General features: G+C 73.8%; 13 protein-coding genes and 1 pseudogene. 8 read left to right on the plus strand and 6 right to left on the minus strand.

What is annotated here, in order from left to right; all coding sequences use genetic code 11:
* Nucleotides 1–476: 476 nt before the first annotated feature.
* The 3 genes from JT723_RS24760 to JT723_RS24770 are packed head-to-tail and all read left to right on the plus strand — an operon-like array spanning nt 477 to nt 6,889.
* A complete protein-coding gene (locus tag JT723_RS24760) occupies nt 477–2,441 on the plus strand; it encodes a VMAP-C domain-containing protein (protein WP_205046984.1) in 1,965 nt (654 codons plus the stop codon).
* A gap of 52 nt (nt 2,442–2,493) precedes the next feature.
* Entirely contained in the window at nt 2,494–3,489 is a 996-nt protein-coding gene (locus JT723_RS24765; protein ID WP_251512343.1) for an AAA family ATPase, read from the plus strand.
* On the plus strand, nt 3,461–6,889 hold the full coding sequence (locus tag JT723_RS24770) for an SAV_2336 N-terminal domain-related protein (protein WP_205046985.1): 3,429 nt from the start codon (nt 3,461–3,463) through the stop codon (nt 6,887–6,889). The genes JT723_RS24765 and JT723_RS24770 overlap by 29 nt, the downstream gene beginning before the upstream one ends.
* A gap of 49 nt (nt 6,890–6,938) precedes the next feature.
* Here JT723_RS24770 and egtD read toward each other — a convergent pair whose 3' ends face one another.
* The 4 genes and pseudogenes from egtD to egtA form a co-directional block, all read right to left on the minus strand.
* The gene (gene egtD / locus JT723_RS35435; RefSeq protein ID WP_240166149.1) at nt 6,939–7,916 is read right to left on the minus strand and encodes an L-histidine N(alpha)-methyltransferase; all 978 of its coding nucleotides are present in this window, start codon (nt 7,914–7,916) and stop codon (nt 6,939–6,941) included.
* A 282-nt stretch (nt 7,917–8,198) separates the two neighbouring features.
* Nucleotides 8,199–8,801: pseudogene (gene egtC, locus JT723_RS35440) on the minus strand (ergothioneine biosynthesis protein EgtC); the annotation flags it as partial.
* Nucleotides 8,801–10,231 carry an ergothioneine biosynthesis protein EgtB gene (gene egtB, locus JT723_RS24780; RefSeq protein WP_205046987.1) on the minus strand — a complete coding sequence of 477 codons (1,431 nt, stop codon included), beginning with the start codon at nt 10,229–10,231 and terminating at the stop codon, nt 8,801–8,803. The gene egtB and the pseudogene egtC, both read right to left, overlap by 1 nt.
* An 18-nt stretch (nt 10,232–10,249) precedes the next feature.
* Nucleotides 10,250–11,494, minus strand: coding sequence for an ergothioneine biosynthesis glutamate--cysteine ligase EgtA (gene egtA, locus JT723_RS24785; protein WP_205046988.1), 1,245 nt, complete (start codon nt 11,492–11,494; stop codon nt 10,250–10,252).
* A gap of 476 nt (nt 11,495–11,970) precedes the next feature.
* Here egtA and JT723_RS24790 point away from each other — a divergent pair, with 476 nt between their 5' ends.
* From JT723_RS24790 to JT723_RS24810, 5 genes are all read left to right on the plus strand, one after another.
* The gene (locus JT723_RS24790) at nt 11,971–12,993 is read left to right on the plus strand and encodes a polyprenyl synthetase family protein (protein ID WP_205046989.1); all 1,023 of its coding nucleotides are present in this window, start codon (nt 11,971–11,973) and stop codon (nt 12,991–12,993) included.
* Between the two features lie 302 nt (nt 12,994–13,295).
* Entirely contained in the window at nt 13,296–14,525 is a 1,230-nt protein-coding gene (locus JT723_RS24795; protein ID WP_205046990.1) for a LolA family protein, read from the plus strand.
* A gap of 160 nt (nt 14,526–14,685) precedes the next feature.
* Entirely contained in the window at nt 14,686–15,660 is a 975-nt protein-coding gene (locus tag JT723_RS24800; protein WP_205046991.1) for an ABC transporter ATP-binding protein, read from the plus strand.
* Complete coding sequence (locus JT723_RS24805; RefSeq protein WP_205046992.1) at nt 15,647–16,609, plus strand: ABC transporter permease; 963 nt, start codon at nt 15,647–15,649, stop codon at nt 16,607–16,609. The genes JT723_RS24800 and JT723_RS24805 overlap by 14 nt, the downstream gene beginning before the upstream one ends.
* Nucleotides 16,610–16,812: 203 nt before the next feature.
* Nucleotides 16,813–17,934, plus strand: a complete 1,122-nt coding sequence (locus tag JT723_RS24810) for a lytic polysaccharide monooxygenase (protein WP_205046993.1) — start codon at nt 16,813–16,815, stop codon at nt 17,932–17,934.
* Between the two features lie 88 nt (nt 17,935–18,022).
* Here JT723_RS24810 and JT723_RS24815 read toward each other — a convergent pair whose 3' ends face one another.
* Nucleotides 18,023–18,586: a flavodoxin family protein gene (locus JT723_RS24815; RefSeq protein WP_205046994.1), complete on the minus strand. Its 564-nt coding sequence runs from the start codon at nt 18,584–18,586 to the stop codon at nt 18,023–18,025.
* A 69-nt stretch (nt 18,587–18,655) separates the two neighbouring features.
* Nucleotides 18,656–19,612 carry an EamA family transporter RarD gene (gene rarD / locus JT723_RS24820; protein ID WP_205046995.1) on the minus strand — a complete coding sequence of 319 codons (957 nt, stop codon included), beginning with the start codon at nt 19,610–19,612 and terminating at the stop codon, nt 18,656–18,658.

The following is a 19,612-nucleotide window of genomic DNA, read 5'->3' on the forward strand; positions in this document are numbered from 1 at the left end:
GAGGGCGCCATATAGGGGCGCGGGGAACTGCGCGCGCAACCCACCACCGGCGGGTGGTCCGTCTCCGACAGGAACAGCCCCTTCGGGTCGGTGACGACCCGCGCGCCCGGTGGGGGTTGGTCGCGCCGTTCCCCGCGCCCCTGAAAGGCATCGCCGGCCGCAGCGGCACCGCCTCACCGGCGGGGGGTGCCCTTGCCTGGGAGGGCGCCATATAGGGGCGCGGGGAACTGCGCGCTCAGCCCGCCACCGGCGGGTGGTCCGTCTCCGACAGGAACAGCCCCTTTGCGCCGGTGACGACCCGCGCGCCCGGTGGGGGGTTGGTCGCGCCGTTCCCCGCGCCCCTGAAAAACGCTCGCCGCCCTGCGCAAGGGCGCCCCCTCAGGGGGAAGTCCCCTTGCGAGCAAGGGGACTTCTGGCAGAGTGGGGGGATGGGGGAGCGGGACCCGGATGCCGCGGTGCAAGCCGCATGGGTTGTGGTGCGCCCAGCCGGAGGCGCCCCGGCGGGGGCCGGCGTCGTCGTGGGCGACGGCATCGTCCTGACGTGCGCGCACGTCGTGAACGCGGCCCTGGGCCGCGACCGCTTCGCCGCCGAGGAGCCCTCGGACGCCGACCTCGCAGGTCTCACCCTGACACTCCCGGCGCACGGGACAGGGGCGGAGACGTACCGCCCCACCTTGCTGAGCTGGACCCCGGCGCGGCCGAGCGCCCGGCCTGGCCGCTGGGAAGGCGACCTGGCCTTGCTGCGGTTGCCGGAGGGCGCCCCGCGCCCGACCCCCGTACGGTTCGCCGACGCGGCGATGGGCAGCACCGCCTGGGTCTGGTACGCCAGCGGCGACGGCCGCACCGCCGTCGACGTCCTGGTGCAGAAACCGCTCGGCCCGTGGCTGCTGCTCGACCCGGGCAGCTCGGAGGTCCCGGTCCGGCACGGCTACAGCGGAAGCCCCTTGTGGGATTCCGCGTCCGGCGCGGCCGTCGGCCTCATGGTGAGCGTCGAGCCCGAGGTGCGCCGCTACTACGCCCTCGCCCCCGCCGCGGTGCGCGAGGCGCTGGCCGCCGCGGGCCTGGCCGCGGCGGGGCCGCGTGACCCCCGCCAGGAGTGGCTGCACCAGCAGGCGGCCGAGGCGCTGGCGGCGCTGCCCGAGGAGCGTTTCCGGCGCGGCGCGAACCGGTTGGCCTGGTCGCTGGGCCTGTCCCGCCCACCCGCGCGCCCCGAGGACGCCGCCGACGCGGCCCTGGCACACCCCCGCGGCCTGCCCGCGCTGCGGGACGCGTTCACCGAGCCGGCCGCCAGGCCCGCCGCGGGCGAACCGGGCTACACCGAGGCCCGGTTGGCTGCGGTGGTGGCGCGGGCCTGCCCGGTACGGCTGCTCGGCCCCGAGGACCACGCCCGGCTGGCCGGGCTGCTCGCGGGTGTGCCGCTGCCGGAACTGCTGGCGGCGGCACGGGCGGCCGTCCCGTATCTGCCGCTGCATTCGGAGCGGGTGCCGGACACCGCGGCCCTGCTGGACTGCCTGGAGAACCGTACGGCCGAGCCGGGCGTGATGCCGCCGCTGCTGCAGGTCGCGGAGGAGGTCGCGGCCCTGCGGGCGGGCGTGCGCGAGGAGCTGCGCGAGCTGGACGACCGGGTGGCGGCGCGGCTCCGGGTGCTGCCGGGCGCCCTGGACCAGGTGCGGGCCGACGCCAAGGCCCGTGCGGGCAGCCGGGCCGCGGGCCGCCCGGTGGTGCGGGTGTGGCTGTGGGACCGCGGCAAGGGCGACGCCTTCTGCTACGTCATCCGGCTCTACGACGGCGACGACCAGCCGCTGTCGACGTGGTCGGCGGTGGACACCCCGCGCGGCCACGAGGAGTTGTGCGGCCAGTTGGCCGAGGCGGTGCGCATGCTGGCCGAGCACGGCGACAACGCCGGGGTCGAATTCCTGTTGGAGCACGGCTCGTTCGGCCTGCCCTTCGACCGCTGGCCGATCCCGGTGCCCGACCTGGGCCCGCGGCTGCTGGGCATGGACCACGTGGTGGTGCTGCGCGGCCAGCGGCAGCCCTCGCGCGGCCCGTGGGAGCGCCGCTGGGGCTGCGCGGGCTCTGCGGCCAGCGTGGTGCAGGACGTGGACCACGCCGACGACCTGCTCGGCGAGGACCGGGACGCGGCCCTGGTGATCGCCGCGTGCGCGCCGGGCGAGATCGACCCGATGGTGCGGCTGTGCCGCCACTACGGGGTGCCGGTGATGCTCTGGCACCGGCAGGGCGCGGGCGACGGCACCACCGGCGCGCTGCTGGAACTGACCGGCGGCGACTGGCGGCGCGACCTGCGTGAGGCGGTCAGGCGGCAGCGTTTCACCGCCCGCAAGGACGACAGGATGCTCGGCGCCCACCTGGCGCTGCTGTGGGAGGACCCGCGCTGGGACCCGCGCACCGCGGGCCTGGCGGAACCGGCGCCGCTCCCGTGAACACCCCGGTGGCCCCGAGGGCGACGACCCAGACGACGAAAGGCGGTGCCGTGTGAGCGGCGACCCCGAGCCGCGCCCGGAACGCCTCTTCCGCGGCACCGGCGAGCACTACCCGGACGGTGTCGCACTGCCCGAGGCCCCGCCCTGGCGGCGCCCGGCGGCAGGCGGCCGCACGGCCCGCGAGCGGCGCCCGTACCTGATCGGCGCCGAGCAGGTGGACGTCGTCAACGCGGCCCTGCGGCTGCGCCGCCCGCTGCTGGTCACCGGCAACCCCGGCACGGGCAAGTCCTCGCTGGCCTACGCCGTCGCCGACGAACTCGGCCTCGGCCCGGTCCTGGTGTGGCCGGTCAACACCCGCTCCACGCTGACCGACGCGCTCTACCGCTACGACGCCATCGGCCGGCTCCGCAACGAGGCGCCCGGGCCGCAGGCCCCCGACGGGCAGGCGGGCGTGGGCAGTTACGTCCGGCTCGGCCCGCTCGGCACCGCGCTCGCCACCCGGCACCGGGGCCGGCCGCGGCTGCTGCTGATCGACGAGCTGGACAAGAGCGACGTCGACCTGCCCAACGACTTGCTGCACGTGCTGGAGGAGGGCGAGTTCACCATCCCGGAACTGGCCCGGCTGCCGGACGGCCCCGAGGGCGTTCCCGTCTTCACCGAGGGCTCCCGGGAGCGCGTGACCGTCCACAACGGCTCGGTGCGGTGCGCCGACTTCCCGCTCGTGGTCATCACCAGCAACGGCGAACGCGATTTCCCCGCCGCCTTCCTGCGCCGCTGCGTCCGCCTCGAACTGCCCGAGCCGGACGCCGGCCAGCTCCAGGACATCGTCCGCGCCCACTTCGCCGCGTCCGGCGCCGACGCACTGGCCGAGCACTGGCCGAAGGTCGAGGAGCTGATCGCGGCCTTCGTCGTCCGCCGCGAGCTGGGGGGCCTGGCCACCGACCAGTTGCTGCACGCCGTCCACCTGCTGCAGCAGGGCGTCCACCCCGACACCCGGCACGTGCGGGAGGCGGTGCTGCGTGAACTCCACGACGGGGGAGGGCGGTAGGCCCGGGACGACGAGCGTGGGGCGGCTGCACACCGCCCTGGCGGGTGCAGGACTCGACCTGAACGCTGAGGAGTTGGCCGACGCCCTGTGGCTGGCCCTCGCGGCGCCGCCCCCTGCCCCTCCCGGCAGCGACACCGCACCCGGACGCCGGCCCGAGCCCGTACAGCCGCCGCAGACGCCCGCGCAGCCCCCGCAGGGGGACCCGGAGCCCCCACCGGCCCCGCGCCCGCCACAGCCCCCGCCCGGCGCCGCCAGGACCCCGGTCTACGCGCTCGCCGACCCGCGGCCCGGCACCGGCGCCGCTGCCGTCCGCATCCCCGGTGTGCCGGGGCTGCCCGACCCGCTGTCGGTCGTACGCGCCCTGCGCCCGCTCAAGCGGCGGGTGTCCTCGCAGCACCGCTACGAGCTGGACGAGGCCGCCACCGCGGAGGCCATCGCCGAGACCGGCGGCCTCGACGTCGTCCTGCGCCCGGAACGCGCCCGCTGGCTCGACCTCGTCCTCGCCGTGGACGACGGCCTGTCGCTGCGGGTGTGGCAGGACACCCTCGCCGAACTCACCCGGGTGCTGGGCACGTCCGGCATCTTCCGTACCGTCCGCCGCTGCGGCTTCGCGACCACACCCGTCAACTCCGCCGTCGTGGACGGCGACCGCACCGTCGTGCTCGCCGTCACCGACGGCGTGGGACCGGCCTGGCGCTCGGGCGAGGCCCAGCGCGTCCTGGCCCGCTGGGCGCGCAAGGCGCCCACCGCGGTCCTCGACCCCCTTCCCGTACGCCTGTGGCCCGGCACCGCACTGCCCGCGGAACGCCTGCGGGTCCGCGCCGGCCGCCCCGCCCCCGCCAACCACCACCTGCGCGCCTACGACCCGTGGCTGCCGCCGCACCTGGCAGAGCCGCTCCGGCTGCCCGTCCCCGTACTGGAACTCGCCGACTGGTCACTGGCCCCCTGGGCCGAACTGATCGGCGCACACGGCGGCTCGGCCACCCTGCGCGTCGTGGACGCCGCCGCCCCGCCCGTACCGCCCCTGCCCGCCGCCCCGCCCGGCACCGCGGCGGCCCGGCTCGTCGCCTTCCAGGAGGCGGTCAGCCCCGAGGCCTACGAACTCGCCGCCCACCTGGCCGCCGTCGACCCGCTCACCCTCCCGGTGATGCGCGTCGTCCAGGCCGCGGCCCTGCCCGGCAGCGGCCCGTCCTGCCTCGCCGAGGTGCTGCTCAGCGGCGTGATGCACGTGGACCGGCCGCTGGCCGGCTTCGACGTCTACACCTTCGCCCCCGAGCTCCGCCCGCTGCTGCGCATGGTCGTCCCCGCCGACGACGCCCGCCGCACGGTGGACGCCGTGTCCGACTTCATCACCCCGCGCCTGGGCCGCTCCGGCGACTTCCCCGCGGTGATCGCGTCCGCGACCGGCACGCTGTCCCTGCCGGTCGGCGGCACGCCCTTCGCGGAGGTCCCGCGCCCCGCGCCCGCGCCCGGCCCGGCTCCCGCTCCCGCTCCCGTGGAGATGAGCGCGCACCCGGCCGCCGAGTACGTGGTGGCGGTACGCGCGCACGGCACGGATGTCGCCACCTGCGGTTACCTGGTGGACGAAGGGCTTGTCCTCACCATCGCCCCGGACTCCGTACCCGCGGGCGCCATCGACTTCCACGTCCACCTCCACCCCGACCTCGGTGGGGGCAGCTGGGTGCCCGCCCGGCAGCTGGAGAGCGACGGTCCTGTGCGGCTGCTCTCGATCACCGACCTGTGGTCCCCACCGCCCACTCCCCCCTGCCCGTGGGGGACCTTCGCGGGCGGACCCGATGCCGCCACCGTCACCCTGGCCACAGTGCTGGCGGTCGTGGAGCCCCACGGAACACCTGCGGGGCGCGGCCTCCTGGAGATCTGGGAGACCCGTTTCGGGCGCGGCGGTCCGCTCGTGGCCGCGGTCCTGCGGCCGGGCGGCGCGGACGGAGCCCCCTACCGGCTGACCTCCGGCGTCTCCGACCAGGGCGGCGCGGTCTTCCACGACGGAACGCTGGTCGGACTGGTCACGCCTGCCGCGGCCGGCGGCCGGCGGTCCGACCGCGCCATGGAGCCCGTCGCGGGCCTGCTCACCCTGTTCTCCCCGGCCGCGTACGCCGGTCCGCCGCTCACCGCCGAGCCGCCGACCACAGTTGGGTGGCCCGCACCGCCACGCCCCGGTTTCCTGACCTTCGACCAGGACTACGCGCTGGCCCGGCTCGAACAGCTCATCCAGTCCGAGCCGGCGATCGGGACCGTCGTGGTGAAGGGGCTGGCGGACGGCCCCGTCAAGGTCGCGGCCGAGTACGTCCACCGCAACCGTCCGAGCCTGCAACGGGTCGTCTGGCTCGACGTACGGGAACTGCCCAGGTTCATGGACTCGTACGACTACGTACGCCTGCGCAGGTCCGCCCCCGGCGCCTCGGTCACCCGGTGGCTCGTTGTGCTCGACGGCCGGGCCGCCGAGGTGACGGGACCGGAGAAGCAGCGCGTGCTGGACGAGCTGACCGGCATCGGCGCGCGGATCCTGCTGCTCGACGGCCCGTACGGCAACCTGCACCACCGGTCGATCCGCGTCGAGCAGGGCCGGGAGTGGAACCAGACCGCAGTGACCGGCCCGCACCCCCAGGAGGCCACGGGCAGCGTCTCTGACGCCGTCGGCGCCGCGACGGTCCAACTGCTCAGCGTCCTGCCCTGGCTGGACTCCCCGGTGAGCTTCGAGGTGCTGGGGGCACTGTGGGCGCCGAACCTGCTGACCGACGTCTTCCGGCAGCCCGCCGTCGAAGGGGCCTTCCGGATCGACTGGAGGGGGCGCCGCGTCCACATGGCGGACGGCTCCCACGCGACTGCGGCTGACGGCCGGGATCTGGCCGTTCTGCTGCTGACCGCGTACGCCGAAGGAGTCGGCGGGCGGTCCGTGCCCGACCCGGACGAGTTCGTCCGGCATGTGCTCGCGCTGTCGCGGCAGGTCCCGCTCGCGGACGTGACCGGGCCGACGGCCCAGCTCTTCGCCCGGGCAGCGTTTCAGCTGCTGGGGCAGGGCCGCGGTGAGGCCGGTGTGCGGCTCGGCGAGCGGGCCTGTGAGGCGACGCCCGACTCGGAGGGCCTGCGGGTGCGGCTCACGTCGGCGGCGATGGAGTCGGGCATCGAGGCCTTCGTCGCGCTGTCGCCCGCCTCGCTGACCGCGTACGGCAACGCCGAGGGGGTCATCGACGATGACCGCGACTTGGAGTGGCTCCAGAGCCTGATGGCGGCCGTCGCCCGGGGCGGCCCGCTGCCGTCGGCCGGGCCGCGGCTCGGCCTGGAGTGGTGCCGCCAGCACCTCGGCGACGCCCACCCGCTGACCCGCGACCTGGCGGCGGCAATCCAGGTCCTGGACGAAAGGCGCCCCGGACGGAGCTGACCCCCGGCGCCCGCAGTGCGCCAGGGGTCAGCCGTATCGGAGGCGGCGGCTAGTTGGGGACCGCCAGGAGGAGGGCGAAGCGGCGGTCGGGGTCGGTCCACCACTGGCGGACGGTGAAGCCGCCCTCGTGCAGTTCCGCCGTGAGGGACTCGCGGCGGAACTTGCAGGACAGCTCGGTGCGCAGGTCCTCGCCCGCCGCGAGGTCCAGGCTCAGGTCGAGGTCGGGGATCTTGACGGTCTGTGCGGTGCGGGAGCGCAGCCGCATCTCGATGCGCTCCTCCTCGGCGTTCCACAGCGCGACGTGCTCGAAGGCATCGGGGTCGAAGTCGGCGCCCAGTTCGCGGTTGAGCACGTACAGGACGTTCTTGTTGAAGTCGGCGGTGACGCCCTGCGCGTCGTCGTAGGCGCGGACCAGCACGTCCGGGTCCTTGACCAGGTCCGCGCCGAGCAGCAGCACGTCGTCGCTGCTCAGCGCGAGCGCCAGGGTGCGGTAGAAGGCGCGGCGCTGGTCGGCGTCGAAGTTGCCGATGGTGCTGCCGAGGAAGGCCAGCAGCCGCGGACCGGGCTCGTCCGACAGCGGCAGCCCGCCCTCGAAGTCGGCGACGGTCGCGGTGACGGCCAGCCCGGGGTAGTCGCGGCAGATCGCCTCGCCCGCCTCCGCCAGTGCGGAACTGCTCACGTCGAGGGGTGCGTAGCGTACGAGGCTGCCGCCGGCGGTGAGCGCGTCGAGCAGCAGCCGGGTCTTGCGGGAGGAGCCGGAACCCAGCTCGATCAGGGTGCTCGCCCGGGTCAGTGCGGCGATCTCGGGGGCGCGGCGGGTGAGGATCTCCTGCTCGGCGCGGGTCGGATAGTACTCGGGGAGCCGGGTGATCTCCTCGAAGAGGTCGCTGCCGCGCTTGTCGTAGAACCACTTCGGCGGCAGGGTGCGGGGCGGCTCGCTCAGGCCCTTGCGGACGTCGGCGTGCAGCGAGTCGGTGAAGTAGCCGGCGGGCAGCCGGTCGTCGAGGGTGAAGCGGCTCTCTGCCATGCGGTGTCGCTCCTTGCGGTCGGCGGCCCCCGGGGGGCGCAGCGGGATGATCCGTACTCCTGCGGTGGTGGCCAGCAGCAGCGAGCGGTCGGGGACTTCCCGCCACTCGCCGAGCCCGGGCGGGCTCGCGGTGTCCGTGCCTTGGGTGTCCGAACCGGCTGGCTTGCCGGCGTCCGTACCGGCGTCCCCGGCGTCCTCGCTGCCGGCGGCCCGTGCGGGCTCCTCGTCCGGCTCGGAGGCGACCAGCGCCGCTCCCGGGCCTGTGCGGTACCAGAGGGTGTCGCCCCATGCGGTGGCGGCGATCGTGCGGCCGTCGGTGAGCAGCAGGTTGAGCCGTGCGTCAGGGCGGGCCGCCGCGACCCTGCGGACGACCGACGCCAGGGCGCCGCCTGGTGGCTGGCCCTGCCGCAGCAGGGCCTTGAGCATGGCCCACAGCGCCGCCGAGTCGCTGCGCGCCTCCATGCCGAGCAGTTCCGACTCGGCAAGGCCGGTGGGAAGCCGCGTCCAGTCCCTGACGGCCCCGTTGTGGCTGAAGAGCCAGCGGCCGTCGGTGAAGGGCGCGGCGGCCGACTCGTCCTGCGTGGTGCCCGCGGTGGCCGACCGCACCGCGGCGAGGACGGCGCCGCTGCGTATGGCCGCGGCCATACCGGCGAAATTGGCGTCCGCCCACACGGGCACGGCCCGCCGGTAGCGCACCGGCAAGGTGAAGCCGGTGTCGTCCTCCTGGTCCAGGGGGTACCAGCCGACGCCGAAACCGTCGGCGTTGACCGTGCCGTAGCGCTGCCGCCGCGGCTGCCACGACTGCTCGTACAGGCCGTGCGCGGGTCTGACGAGCAGCCGTTCGAGGGTGGCGGGCGGCCCGACGTAGGCGAGGTGGCGGCACATCAGCCGCGCCCGCCGCCTTGTGCCGCCGTGCCGCTGTCCCCGTCGTCCCTCGCGGTGCGGAAGCCCGCGAAGATCTGCCGGCGGATCGGGTAGTCCCAGTTGCGGAAGGTGCCGCGGGCCGCCACCGGGGAGACGCCGAAGGCGCCGCCGCGCAGGACCTTGTAGTCGGGGCCGAAGAAGACGTCGGAGTACTCCTTGTAGGGGAAGGCCGTGAAGCCCGGGTAGGGCAGGAAGTCCGACGCGGTCCACTCCCACACGTCGCCGATGAGCTGACGCGCGCCGCTGGGGGCGGCGCCCTGCGGGTAGCTGCCGGCGGGGGCGGGGCGCAGGTGGCGCTGGCCGAGGTTGGCGTGTTCCGGACCCGGGTCCGCGTCGCCCCAGGGGTAGCGGCGCGAGCGCCCGGTCGCCGGGTCGTGCCGGGCGGCCTTCTCCCACTCGGCCTCCGTGGGCAGCCTGCGGCCCGCCCAGCGGGCGTACGCGTCCGCCTCGTACCAGCACACGTGCAGCACCGGCTCGTCGGCCGGTACGGGCTCGGTGCGGCCGAAGCGGCGCCGGGTCCAGCCCTCGCCGTCCTGCTCCCAGAACAGCGGCGCGACCAGGCCGGCCTCGCGGACGTGCCGCCAGCCCTCCGGCGTCCACCAGGCAGGGTCGTCGTAGCCGCCCGCGGCGATGAACTCTGCATAGGCGCCGTTGGTGACCGGCACGGTGTCCAGCCAGAAGCCGGGCACGTCGACGGCGTGCGCGGGCAGTTCGTTGTCCAGCGCCCACGGCTCGGTGCTGGTGCCCATGGTGAAGGGGCCGCCGGGTATGTGGACCTCGGGCGGCAGCAGGGCCACGTCGGCGGGCGCGGGCGGCGGCTCGGGGGCGTCGAGGACCGGCGGGCCGACGCGCAGCTGGTGGGTGGCGAGCATCGTCTCGTCGTGCTGCTGCTCGTGCTGGGCGAGCATGCCGAAGACGAAGGCGTCGGCCAGCAGCCGCTCGGGCTGGTCGTGGCCGGTGTCGACGGCGGCGAGCACCTCCGCGGTCTGCTCGCGCACCGCGGCGATGTACGCGCGGGCCTCCGCCGGGCCGAGCAGCGGCAGGGCCGGGCGGTCCGCGCGCGGGGTCCTGAACGCGTCGTAGACGTGGTCGAGGTCGGGGCGCAGCCCGGGGCGCCCGCCGGCCTCCCGGACGAGCCACAGCTCCTCCTGGTTGCCGATGTGGGCGAGATCCCAGACCAGCGGCGACATCAGGGGGGAGTGCTGGGCGGTGAGGTCGTGCTCGTCGACGCAGTCGGTGAGCGACTCGGTGCGCCGCCGTGCGGTCTCCAGGGCCGCGAGCGCCCTTGCGGACGGTGCCTGGGTGGCTGCTGCGGCGGAAGAGCCCGGTGCGGCAGGAGTGGCCGCGTCGGGGGACGTACTGCTGGTACTGGTGGTGCGGGGGTTTGTCACGACATACCTTCCGGAAGGTCAGACGCGCGACAGCGCGTCCAACTGGTCGTGTGCGGGACATCGGCCACGCTCTGCGTAGCGCTCGGCGAATGCGGCGACCGCCGCTCGCAGTGCCGCGGGGCTGTCGGTGCGCGCGAGGGCGCTCTCCGCGGCGGTGAAGCAGGCGCGGACGGCCTTGCCGAGGTCCGGGTCGGCGGGGCCGATCCGGGCGGCTCGCCGCCAGATGTCGTCGGGTGGAAGGGGCTGCCCGTCAGGGCACAGCGGTTCCGTGGCCGCATATGCGGCGTCGGCGGCGACCGGGTCGTCCAGCAGGGCCGCCGCGAGCGCGGTCGGCACCACCCAGGCGTCGCCTGCCTGGGCGTCGGTCATCCGCAGTTCCAGCCAGCCGCGCGGTCTGACGGGCGGGAAGAGCGTACTGAGGTGGTAGTCGAGGTCGGCGGCGGTCGGCCGGCGCAGCCCAGGGGCCTTGCCGCGCACCCAGTCGCGGAAAGTGAGCCCTGGGGGTGCGGTCCAGTCGGCGCCGGCGCCGCGTATGCACAGCACATGCGCGTCCAGCGCGTAACGCGCCCAGGCGGCGCGCGGGTCGGGGTCGTGGTCGGGCGGGCGGGTGCGGCCCGCGTCCATCGCGCCCCAGGTCGCCTGCCGGGTGGAGACCCAGCCGGTGGGGCGCCCGTCGCTCAGCGGCGAGTTCGCGAAGGCCGCCACCAGGACGGGGCCTATGCGGTGCGCCAGCTCCCAGCGCTGCCGGTAGCCGGTGATCCCGCCGGAGTCGTCCCCGCTGTCCAGGTTGACCTGGAGCGACGCCGTACGGCGCATCATGGTGCGGCCCCAGGGGCCTTCACGGTCGAAGAAGCACTCCATCGCCGTGTAGCGGGGGTCGTCCAGAATCCTCGGCGGGGTCCGGTAGGGGTCGAGGCCCAGGCCCGTCAGGACCAGGCCCGCGCGGTCCATGGCCTCGCGCAGGGCCGCGACATCGGCGGCCATCGCCTCGACGCATTCGGCGAGCGAACCTGCGGGCGGGGAGCTCAGCTCCACCTGGCCACCCGGTTCGCGGGTGATCCTGCTGCCCCGTGGCATTGCACCGGGCACTTCGACCGGGGCGAGTGCCGCGTCCAGCCGGTCGGCGGTTATCAGCTTTCGGGGATCAGAGCGGTCATGTACAAGCCACTCAAGTTCCACCCCGGTCCGCATGGGCGGCCCGGTCTTGAAACAGACGCCGCGCACATGCGCCTCTGCCTCGTCCTCCGGCAGTTCGGCTGTCATCGATCCACCTCCTCTTCGATTTCCCTCGGGGATTCCGGCGGGATTTTTTCCCGTTGAGGTCTACCCCGATGAGAGGACATGTCACATGGTGCTGCGGCGATTTTAGTTGGCCGTGTGACGAGATGGTCTTACGTGTCGGTGAACGTTCACCGGTCGGCGGGATGCCGCCCGGCGTTCACCCGGTGGCCGTACCGCAGGTGGGTCGTACCGCCTCGAAACACCGCGATCAGGATCATACGCGGAGCGACGGTGCACGGCCTCCCGTACGCCGCCGGGCGCCGCCTGCCCCGCTGCCCCCGCCGCAGCCCCGTGCGCCCCGGCGTAGGGCGATGCCCCGGCGGTGATCCACAGCCGACCGGCTACGCTGCCCGTGTACGCAATACGAGCCGAGCACCACGTCAGCGCCAGCGGAGCCGCCCGCGAAGCGCCGTCCCAGAACCCCGCCAGAAGCCAGATCAGCGACAGGAGCACCCCTCGTGAACGTCGTCGGGCCACCCTTCGGGCTGAGCGTGTGGGACCCCGCTCTGGACGCCGACATCGGCGCCGGACTCGCGGCGGTGGAAGAAGGCCTCCTGGAGGCCACCAAGAGCGACGTCCCGTTCATCACCGACGCCGCCCGGCATCTGCTCCAGGCCGGCGGTAAGCGCTTCCGGCCACTCCTGGTGATGCTCGGCGCCCAGTTCGGCGACCCCTTCGCACCCGGCGTCGTGCCGGCCGCGGTGGTCGTCGAGCTGACCCACCTGGCCACGCTCTACCACGACGACGTCATGGACGAGGCGGACGCCCGCCGCGGTGTGCCCAGCGCCAACACCCGCTGGGGCAACTCGGTCGCGGTGCTGACCGGCGACTTCCTCTTCTCGCGCGCCTCGCACATCCTGGCCGACCTCGGCCCCGAGGCCGTCCGGGTGCAGGCCGAGGCCTTCGAACGCCTGGTGACCGGGCAGATCCTGGAGACCGTCGGCCCGCGCGACGGCCGCGACCCGCTGGACCACTACCTGGAGGTGCTGGCCGGCAAGACCAGCTCCCTGATGGCGGTCTCCGCGCGGTTCGGCGCGATGATGTCGGGCGCCGACGAGGCGGTCGTGCACACCCTGACCCAGTTCGGCGAGCGCATCGGCATCGCCTTCCAACTCGCCGACGACGTCCTGGACATCGCGAGCGACAGCCACGAGTCGGGCAAGACCCCCGGCACCGACCTGCGCGAGGGCATCCCGACGCTGCCGGTGCTGCACGTGCGCAAGCAGTACGCCCTGGCCGGCGGCGCCGTCTCGGCCGACGACCGGCGGCTGATCGAACTGCTCGACGGCGACCTCACCGACGACCGCCTGCACGCGGAGGCGCTCGGCATGCTGCGCGCCCACCCGGCCCTCGACCAGGCCCGCCGCGACTCGCTGCGGTACGCCGAGGAGGCGCGCACCGCGCTGGCGCCGCTGCCCGAAGGGCCGGCCAAGCAGGCGCTCGCCGGGCTGTGCGACGCCGTGGTGCACCGGGCCGGCTGACTCCTCCGGCCGGGCCGGGCCGGGCCGGGCCCGTCGACGGCTCGCCGGCCCGCCCGCTGCCTGCTCGCAGCGCCCCGGCGACCCTGAGAAGGGGTCAGGGCTGTTACGCCGGAACGTGTACGGGACGCGGAGTCCGTCATCCCGCGGTTGTACACGGAGTTGGCCCCGGGGGCTGATGTGGCGGGGCGACCGATTTGGTGAGATGGATACAGACCACTTCGGGGCGGACCGGGCGACAATGGCCTGGGGAGTGGACGAGTGCAGTACAGCAAACCGCCGCTGACGACGGAGGTAGAGACGTAATGGCACTGATCCAACCGGCACAGCCGGAGGCGCACGAGCCCGGAGGAGGGCGGCGGGGGCGCAAGGCGGTGCGCTATGCCGTCCCGGTGGCGGTCGTGGGTGTGACCGCGGCGACCATCGGACTGGTTCCGGCGCTCGCGGACAGCGGCGACCCGTCCCTGCCGTCGCTCACGGCCGAACAGATCATCACCAAGATCGCGGCGTCCGACACCCAGACGGTGGACGGCACGGTCAAGATCAGCACCGACCTGGGCCTGCCCTCGGTGCTGTCAGGGGGCAGCGGCAGCTCGCTGTTCGGCGGCGCTGTGGCACCGCCCTCGACGGGCTCGCGCGACGGCTCGCGGGCCGACCCGCAGCGGCAGTTCACCCAGCTGCTCATCGGCAGCCACACCCTGCATGTGGCGGTGGACGGCCAGGACCGGCAGAAGGTCTCGATCATCGAGTCCGCCGCCGAGTACAGCCTGATCCACAACGGCTCGCAGGTGTGGGCGTACGACAGCGCGTCCAACGAGGCCTACCACGCCACCGCGCCGGCCGAGGCGGGCGAGGACCGGGCGCACCCGCGGCAGGCGCCGTCCGACGCCTTCCCCGCGACACCGCAGGCCGCGGCACAGCAGGTCCTCAAAGCAGCGCAGGGCACCGCGACCATCACCCCCGACGGCACCGCGAGGGTGGCCGGCCGCAGCGCCTACGAGCTGCTGATCCGCCCGCAGCACGCGTCGGCGACCACGGTCGACTCGATAAGGATCGCGGTCGACTCCAAGACCGGGGTGCCGCTGAAGTTCAGCCTCCAGCCCAAGGGCAAGGGCAAGGCGGCCATCGACATCGGCTACACGAAGGTGAGCTTCGACAAGCCGTCGGCGAGCACCTTCTCCTTCACCCCGCCCAAGGGCGCGAAGGTCACCGAGGGCCGTGACACCGCCCGCGAGCAGAAGTCGCCCGAGGGGATGTCGGGCCTCGGCGAGCCGACCTTCATCGGGTCCGGCTGGGACACCGTCGCCGTCTTCAAGGCCAAGGGCGCGCTGCCCGCGGCCCCGGAGAAGAACGCCAAGGGCGGGGCCGCCTCGCTGCTCGGCGGCTTCGGCAAGCAGGTCAGCGGCTCCTTCGGCACCGGCACGCTCTTCCACACCCGGCTGGTCAACGTCCTGCTCACGCAGGACGGCACGGTCTACGCCGGTGCGGTCGACCAGTCCGCGCTGACCGCAGCCGCGAGCGGCGCCGCACGATGACCCCGGTGGCCCCGCCACCCGGCGGGGCCACCACCCCCGGGGGCGTCCCTCACCGGCCCGACCGCTGACGGGACCTGGCGGCTGACGATTCCGGCCGCTGCCCGCCCCGACCTCTGACCGACCTGACCGCTGACGTATCGACCGCTGACGAAGGAGTGCGATGGACCAGCCGCCCGCCGCGGACGGCCAGGGCGCCGACGTGGTGATCGAGACCCGCGGTCTGGCCAAGCAGTACCGGGGCACCCTGGCCGTGGACGGCCTGGACCTCCAGGTGCCGCGCGGCAGCGTGTTCGGCTTCCTGGGCCCCAACGGCTCGGGCAAGACGACCACGATCCGCATGCTGATGGGCCTGATCGAGCCGACCGCGGGCAGCGCCCGCGTCCTCGGCCGCCCCATGCCCCGCTCGACCCGCAGCGTGCTGCCCAAGGTCGGCGCGCTGATCGAGGGGCCGGCGCTCTACGGCTTCCTGTCCGGCCAGGACAACCTGATCCGTATCGACGCCGCCGACCCGACGGCCGACCCGCGCACCCGGAAGGCCAGGGTGGGCTCCGCGCTCGACCGGGTCGGGCTCACCGCGGCGGCGAGGAAGAAGGCCAAGGCGTATTCGCTCGGCATGAAGCAGCGGCTCGGGCTGGCGTCCGCCCTGCTCCAGCCGCGCGAGCTGCTGGTGCTGGACGAGCCGACCAACGGCCTGGACCCGCAGGGCATGCGGGAGATCAGGGCACTGGTCAGGGAGCTGGCCGGCGACGGCACCACGGTCTTCCTGTCGTCGCATCTGCTGGACGAGATCGAGCAGGTCTGCTCGCATGCCGCGGTGATGGCCCGCGGCCGGCTGATCACCCAGGGGCCGGTGGCCGACCTGTCCGCGGGCACCCGCGGCCGGCTGGCGGTCACCACCCCCGACCCGGCGCGGGCCACTGAGGTGCTGGCCGGCCACGGGGTGACGGACCTGGTGACCGACCCGCACACCGGCGAGGTCACCGGCGAGCTGCCCGCGGAGCCGCCCGACCTGGCGGAGCTGAATGCCGCCCTGGTCGCCGCGGGGGTGCGGGTGCGCGGCTTCGGGGTGCAGCGGGCGTCGCTGGAGGATGCGTTTGTGGCACTGACGGGGGAGGGTTTCGATGTCGCGGGCTGAGACCACCGCAGGCCCCGGCCTGCAGGACGGCGAGCAGGGGCAGCCCCTGGTGGGGCGGCAGGACAGCGGGCGGGAGCGCCTTCCCGCGCCACCCGCACCCCGGGCGGGCCGGGCGGTGTGGACGCTCGGGCTGTTCGGCTCCGAGCTGCTGATCGTCTTCCGCCGGGTGCGGACCCTGGCGCTGCTGGCCGTGCTGGCGGGGGTGCCGCTGCTTGTCGGCATCGCGGTCAGGATCGAGACCAGGGACGGGAGTTCGGTCGGGGGCGGTGACGGGGGAGGCCCGGCGTTCCTCGAACAGATCAGCAACAACGGGCTGTTCCTGGCCTTCGCCTCGCTCGCCGCGACCCTGCCGTTCTTCCTGCCGATGGCCATCGGCGTGGTGGCGGGCGACGCGGTGGCCGGCGAGGCCAGCACCGGCACCCTGCGCTATCTGCTGGTCGCCCCGGCCGGCCGCACCCGGCTGCTGCTGGCCAAGTACGCCTCGGTGCTGACCTTCTGCGTGGCGGCGACACTGGTGGTGGTGCTGTCGGCGGTGGTCGTGGGCTTCTCCCTCTTCCCGGTCGGGGACGTCACCCTGCTGTCGGGCAACACCGTCTCGCTGTCCGACGGCATCCTGCGCGGGCTGCTGATCGCGCTGCTGGTGGCGTCGTCGCTGATCGGGCTGGCCGCGCTGGGGCTGTTCATCTCAACCCTCACCGACAGCGGCATCGGCGCGATGGCGGCGACGGTCGGCCTGCTGATCACCATCCAGATCGTCAACAACATCCCGCAGCTGCACGCACTGCAGCCCTATCTCTTCCCGCACTACTGGCTGAGCTTCGCCGACGTGATGCGCGCACCCGTCATATGGGACGGCATCGTCAAGAACCTCGCCCTCCAGGCCCTCTACGCCGCCGTCTTCGGCTCCGCCGCCTGGGCGCGCTTCACGACCCGCGACATCACGTCCTGAACGGCCCCGGGCCACCGACCTGGCCCGCGGCTGTTTACAGGCCCTGGTTGGGCTGTTAGCTTCACGGCATGGGAGCGCTCCCATGTGCGTGCCCATGACATTCCCCCCACTCCGCCCCTGAGGACCCGGCTGCGGTGGACCACGGCCTCGGGGACGTTGCCGGAAAGGTCACCACCTTGAAGAGAAACAGACAGCTCTCCTTAATGGCCGTGCTGGCCACGCTGGTCTCGGCGCTCGGCATCGTTTTCCTCACTCAGGGCTCCGCGCAGGCGCACGGCGTGGCCATGTCGCCGGGCTCGCGGACGTATCTGTGCTACGAGGACGCCAAGACCTCGACGGGCGCGCTCGTGCCCACCAACCCGGCGTGTGCCGCGGCCGTCGCCCAGAGCGGGACGACACCGCTGTACAACTGGTTCGCGGTGCTCGACTCCAATGCGGGCGGCCGCAACGTGGGCTATGTGCCCGACGGGACGATCTGCAGCGCGGGCAACAAGTCGCCGTACGACTTCTCCGCCTACAACGCGGCCCGGGACGACTGGCCCAGGACGCACCTGACCTCCGGGTCGACGATCCAGCTGCAGTACAGCAACTGGGCCGCGCACCCGGGCACCTTCCATGTCTACGTGACCAAGCAGGGCTGGTCCCCGACCACTCCGCTGGCGTGGGCCGACCTGGTGGACATCGGCAGCAGCACCAACCCGCCCGCGGTGGGCTCGCCGGGTGCTGACGGCGGCCACTACTACTGGGACCAGGCGCTGCCCTCGGGTCGTACCGGCGATGCCCTGCTGTTCATCCAGTGGGTGCGCTCGGACAGCAACGAGAACTTCTTCTCCTGCTCCGACATCGCCTTCGACGGCGGCCACGGCGAGGTGACCGGCATCCACAACGGCTCCACCACGCCGCCCACCTCCCAGCCCCCGACCTCCCAGCCCCCCACGTCCCAGCCCCCGACGTCGCAGCCGCCCACCTCGCAGCCGCCGACGTCCCAGCCCCCGACCTCCATGCCGCCGGTCGACGGCGACTGCATGGCCATGTACTCGGTGACCAACTCCTGGAGCGGCGGCTTCCAGGGATCGGTCGAGGTCATGAACCACGGCACCTCACCGTCGAGCCACTGGACCGTGACCTGGAAGCCAGGTGACGGGACACAGATATCCAGTCTGTGGAACGGCGTGCTGACCACCAGCAACGGCAATGCGAGCGTCACCAACGCCGCCTACAACGGGACGATCGCACCGGACGGCAACACCACGTTCGGCTTCACCGCCAACTCCTCGTCCGGTATCAACCTGCCCAACGGCTCCATCACCTGCACGTTCTCCTGACGTGCCGTAGCCGGCGTCCGCCCCGCAAGGCCCGGTGGCCGTGCGGGGCGGACGTATGCGGGGGCGGCGCCTGCCGGGGGGTGGAGCGTCAGGGGGTGAAGAAGGTCTTCGCGCGCAGCGCCGCGTCGTGGTCGTCGGCGACCTGGCCGGGGCGGGTGGCGCTGGCCAGCAGCACACCGCGGAAGTCCATCCGCATGTAGCGGGCGGTCTTCTCCAGGGTGCCGACCAGCGGGTCCGCGTCGGAGTAGTCGGTGCCGGCCAGTGCGGTGACGCCCCACAGGGTGCGGCCTGCCATCCGGGAGCGGAAGTCGACCCCGGGTACGCGCATCCAGCCCGACCAGTGGTCGAGGTACTGCTTGGTCGGCGTCGAGACCGAGTACCAGTACAGCGGCGAGGCGACGACCACGTCGGTCGCCTCCAGGGTGGCGTCGAGCAAAGTGCGGGCGTGGCCCGTGGGCGCGGGGTAGGAGCCGTCGCCGTCGTGCCGCAGGTCGGCGAAGTCCGGCAGCCGCATCTCCGCGAGCCGCACCCAGTGCTGCTCGACGTCGGAGGGCAGCTGCGCCGCCGCCTGCTGGGCCAGGGCCTCGGTGTTGCCGCCGCTGCGGGTGCTGCCGAGGAGGAAGAGGAAGCGTCGCCCCGTGAAGTCATGCATGTGCATATATTGCGCGCGCATCCAAAGCACCGTCAAGCGATCCGGATCACACCGCCCCGCCCGCAGGGTCTACGGGGTGCCCGCGGGGGCCGCGGCCGGGTCGGCGGCGTCCGCCGCGGGGGCGGTCGCCGGGAGCGGGGCGGCGGCACGGGTGCGGCGGGCGTTGCGTACGGCGTCGGCGGTCAGCAGGACCAGCGCCGACCAGACCAGCAGGAAGCCGATCCACTGCTCGGTCGACATCGTCTCGTGGAAGTGCAGGATGCCGATCAGGAACTGGAAGACCGGCGCCAGGTACTGCAGCAGGCCGAGCGTGGACAGCGGCAGCCGGTTCGCCGACATGCCGAAGCAGACCAGCGGCACCGCGGTGACCAGGCCGGACAGTGCGAGCAGGCCCGCGTGGCCGGGCCCGTGGTGGGTGAAGGTCGAGTCGCCGCGGGAGCCGAGGACCAGCAGGAAGGCCAGCGCGGGCAGGAACTGCACGGAGGTCTCCGCGGCCAGCGACTCCAGGCCGCCCATGGCGACCTTCTTCTTGACCAGGCCGTAGGTGCCGAAGGACAGCGCAAGGGTGAGCGCGATCCACGGCAGCCGCCCGTAGCCGACCGCGAGCACCGCGACCGCGACGGCGCCGATGCCGACGGCCGCCCACTGCACGCGCCGCAGCCGCTCGTGCAGGACGAGGACGGCGAGCGCGATGGTCACCAGCGGGTTGATGAAGTAGCCGAGCGAGGTCTCCACGACGTGGCCGGCGTTGACCGCCCAGATGTACATGCCCCAGTTCACCGACACCACGGTCGCGGCGAGCGCGAGCAGGGCGAGCCGGCGCGGCTCGCGCACGACGTCGGCGATCCAGGCCCACCGGCGCAGCGCCAGCAGGATGACGGCGACCACCACCAGCGACCACACCATCCGGTGGGCCAGGATCTCGCCCGCGCCCGCGGGTTCGAGCAGCGGCCAGTACAGCGGGAACAGCCCCCACAGCCCGTAGGCCGCGAAACCGTAGACCAGCCCTGCCCGGTTCTCGCCCAT

It is taken from the genome of Actinacidiphila bryophytorum (assembly GCF_016916835.1).
Lineage (GTDB): Bacteria > Actinomycetota > Actinomycetes > Streptomycetales > Streptomycetaceae > Actinacidiphila > Actinacidiphila bryophytorum.

Bases quoted from the DNA above. Each gene is read 5' to 3' on its own strand.
- egtD (WP_240166149.1), bottom strand. From the start codon at position 7,916: ATGGCAGAGAGCCGCTTCACCCTCGACGACCGGCTGCCCGCCGGCTAC.
- egtA (WP_205046988.1), bottom strand. From the start codon at position 11,494: ATGACAGCCGAACTGCCGGAGGACGAGGCAGAGGCGCATGTGCGCGGC.
- JT723_RS24795 (WP_205046990.1), top strand. From the start codon at position 13,296: ATGGCACTGATCCAACCGGCACAGCCGGAGGCGCACGAGCCCGGAGGA.
- JT723_RS24800 (WP_205046991.1), top strand. From the start codon at position 14,686: ATGGACCAGCCGCCCGCCGCGGACGGCCAGGGCGCCGACGTGGTGATC.
- JT723_RS24805 (WP_205046992.1), top strand. From the start codon at position 15,647: ATGTCGCGGGCTGAGACCACCGCAGGCCCCGGCCTGCAGGACGGCGAG.
- JT723_RS24810 (WP_205046993.1), top strand. From the start codon at position 16,813: ATGGCCGTGCTGGCCACGCTGGTCTCGGCGCTCGGCATCGTTTTCCTC.
- JT723_RS24815 (WP_205046994.1), bottom strand. From the start codon at position 18,586: ATGCATGACTTCACGGGGCGACGCTTCCTCTTCCTCCTCGGCAGCACC.
- rarD (WP_205046995.1), bottom strand. From the start codon at position 19,612: ATGGGCGAGAACCGGGCAGGGCTGGTCTACGGTTTCGCGGCCTACGGG.